The sequence below is a fragment of the Sporichthya sp. genome (genome assembly GCF_013815995.1).
Classification (GTDB): Bacteria; Actinomycetota; Actinomycetes; order Sporichthyales; family Sporichthyaceae; genus Sporichthya.
In genome coordinates this window covers 1-2,877 of record NZ_JACDFE010000353.1, presented here as the reverse complement: position 1 = coordinate 2,877, position 2,877 = coordinate 1, and the positions used below count along the sequence as shown (strand labels likewise).

Genomic DNA, 2,877 nt, shown 5'->3' with positions numbered 1-2,877 from the left:
GAGCGGCCTGGGTCGTGGATCCCTGGCTCGGCGGTGCCTGGTTCGGCAGCCCCGACCCGGGCGCGGGAAAGCCCTCGAACTTGCGGGTCGGCGGGTCGATGCCGCCGGCGCCCAGCGAGCCGGGCGGGAACGGGGACTCGCCCGGGTCCCCCGGGCGCAGCGCGTCGTAGTCCAGGTTCAGGGCGGCCGCGCGGCGGCGCAGCTCCGCGCTGCTCGGCAGGTTCGCGGCATCCGGGGCCGGGTCCTTGTACTCGTCCGGCGAGAGACCCAGCTGGTCGTAGATCCAGGTGCTGTCGTTGGGGTCGCGCTCCGCGGGACCCTTGGCCGGGTCCGTGGTGGTGGCGGCGCCCGCAGTCGGGGTGCCGCCGGCCGGTACCGCCGGAGAGGTGCTCGGGCCGTTCGGGCCCGTGGGTGTGCCGGTTCCGGGCGCGACGTTCCCCTTCGTCGCCCCGTCGGCCTTCGCCGCGTTGTCGCCCGGCGTGGTCATCGCGGTACCGCCCTCCGTGGGATCGTCCCCACCCCTGCCTCGCGCCCCGTCACTGCGCGCCTGATCAATCTGCGCGACGGAACCGGAAGCATGATCCCACGCAAAGTCCCACTCTGTGGGTGGCTCTAGCCGATGCCGGGCCATCTTTCGGGCACCTCCGCGGGGGGATCGGGGCGGAATGCGTGGGCTTGGGCGGGGTATCGGGCCGTCGCAGTCGGCTTCCGGATCGGACTCACTGTGACATCTCGGACACCCCTTGTTGGCCTAAGCGAGGCCGGTGTGTTCCGCCAGGCACAATTCGGTCCCATGTCGTCTATGTCCGGACTCGACCCCTCGGTCGCCGCGCTGCTGCGCCGCGACGCCAACGGCCTGTTTCCCGCCGTGGCCCAGCAGTGGGACACCGGCGAGGTGCTGATGGTCGGCTGGATGGACGACGAGGCGCTGCACCGCACCCTCACCTCCGGTCGGGTCACCTACTTCAGCCGCAGCCGCAACGAGTACTGGGCCAAGGGCGCGACCTCGGGGCACCGGCAGTGGGTGCACTCGGTCGCGCTCGACTGCGACGGGGACACCGTGCTGGTCCGGGTCGATCAGGAAGGTCCGGCGTGCCACACCGGCACCCGGTCCTGCTTCGACGACTCCCGGGCCCTGGCCGCCGTCACAATCCCGGCGGAGCAGCGCCCGGCGGTAACGCCATGACCGGGGGAGTGACCGCCAAGGGGACGACCAACATAACCGGCGAGATCGTCCCTGACCTGGAGACCTTCCGCACGCTCGCGGTCGACCGCAAGGTCATCCCCGTCTCCCGGCGGCTGCTCGCCGACGGGGAGACCCCGGTCGGGCTGTACCGCAAGCTGGCGGCCGAGCGACCGGGCACCTTCCTGCTGGAGTCGGCCGAGCACGGCCGGGTCTGGGGCCGCTACTCCTTCGTCGGGGTACAGGCGCCGGCGATGCTCACCGAAACCGACGGAGCGGCCCGCTGGGTCGGTGCCCCGCCGGCCGGCGTGCCGACCGAGGGCGACCCGCTGCAGGTGCTGCGCGGCACCGTGGAGGCGCTGCGCACCCGCCCCACCGACCTACCCGGGCTCCCGCCGCTGACCGGCGGCCTGGTCGGGTTCATCGGCTACGACGCGGTCCGCCGCCTCGAGCGGTTGCCGGAGAAGGCCGTCGACGACCTGCACATGCCCGAGCTCGGGATGCTGCTCGCCACCGACCTCGCGGTGCTCGACCACGAGGACGGCTCGGTCGTCCTGATCGCCAACGCGGTGAACTGGGACGGCAGCGACGCCGGCGTCGACGCCGCGTACGAATCCGCGTGCGCGCGGCTGGCCGCGATGACCGCGGACCTGGCCCGCCCGGCCGGCTCCAGTGCCGCGCACCTGGACTGGGACGGTGCGGTCGACTACACCTCGAACACCACCCGCGAGGACTACATGGCCGCGGTGGCCAGCGCGGTGGAGGAGATCCACGCCGGCGAGGCGTTCCAGATCGTGGTGAGCCAGCGCTTCTCGATGCCGACCACCGCGAGCGCGCTGGACATCTACCGGGTGCTGCGCCTGACCAACCCCAGCCCCTACCTCTACCTGCTGCGTTTCCCCGGGCCGGACGGCGGTCCCGAGGGTGGTTTCGACGTCGTCGGGTCCAGCCCCGAAGCGCTGGTCAAGGTGCACGAGGGCCGGGCGATGATGCACCCGATCGCGGGCAGCCGCCCGCGCGGCTCGACCCCGGAGCACGACCTCGAGCTCGGGGTGGAACTGCTCGCCGATCCCAAGGAGCGTTCCGAGCACCTGATGCTGGTGGACCTCGGCCGCAACGACCTGGGCCGGGTCTGTGCGCCCGGCAGCGTCGAGGTCGTCGACTTCATGTCGGTGGAGCGCTACTCCCACATCATGCACATCGTCTCCACGGTGGTGGGACGGCCGAGCCCGGGGCAGACCGCGTTCGACGTGCTCGCTGCCTGCTTCCCCGCGGGCACGCTCTCGGGCGCGCCGAAGCCGCGGGCGATGGAGATCATCGAAGAACTGGAGCCCACTCGGCGCGCGCTCTACGGCGGCGTGGTCGGCTACCTGGACTTCGCCGGTGAGTTGGACACCGCGATCGCGATCCGCACCGCGTTGCTGCGCGACGGCACCGCCTACGTCCAGGCCGGTGCGGGCATCGTCGCCGACTCCGACCCGGCGACCGAGGACCAGGAATGTCGGAACAAGGCGGCCGCGGTGCTGCGTGCGATCGCGGCGGCGCAGTCGCTCCGTCCGGTCACCTGAGGCCGTGACGTGAACCCTCGCAAGGAAGCCGCGCTCGCGCTGCTCGGCTGCGTCGCCGGCGCCGCCCTGGCGCTGTTCGCCGCGGGCCGGCCCTGGGCCGACGGGCAGGCCGTGCAGGGCTCGCTG

Annotated in this window: 2 protein-coding genes and 1 pseudogene; 2 read left to right on the top strand and 1 reads right to left on the bottom strand. The window is 72.7% G+C overall.

Features of this window, described 5'->3' with window-relative positions:
• Window positions 1-487 (bottom strand): annotated as a pseudogene (locus H0X00_RS23125) (hypothetical protein); the annotation flags it as partial.
• A gap of 306 nt (window positions 488-793) precedes the next feature.
• Here H0X00_RS23125 and hisI point away from each other — a divergent pair.
• The gene (hisI, locus tag H0X00_RS23120) at window positions 794-1,186 is read left to right on the top strand and encodes a phosphoribosyl-AMP cyclohydrolase (protein ID WP_367186751.1); all 393 of its coding nucleotides are present in this window, start codon (window positions 794-796) and stop codon (window positions 1,184-1,186) included.
• Window positions 1,183-2,751 (top strand): anthranilate synthase component I, encoded by a 1,569-nt coding sequence (locus H0X00_RS23115; protein ID WP_293775159.1) that lies wholly within the window; start codon window positions 1,183-1,185, stop codon window positions 2,749-2,751. Before hisI ends, H0X00_RS23115 begins: the two co-directional genes overlap by 4 nt.
• Window positions 2,752-2,877 lie beyond the last annotated feature (126 nt).

Bases quoted from the DNA above. Each gene is read 5' to 3' on its own strand.
- hisI (WP_367186751.1), top strand. From the start codon at position 794: ATGTCGTCTATGTCCGGACTCGACCCCTCGGTCGCCGCGCTGCTGCGC.
- H0X00_RS23115 (WP_293775159.1), top strand. From the start codon at position 1,183: ATGACCGGGGGAGTGACCGCCAAGGGGACGACCAACATAACCGGCGAG.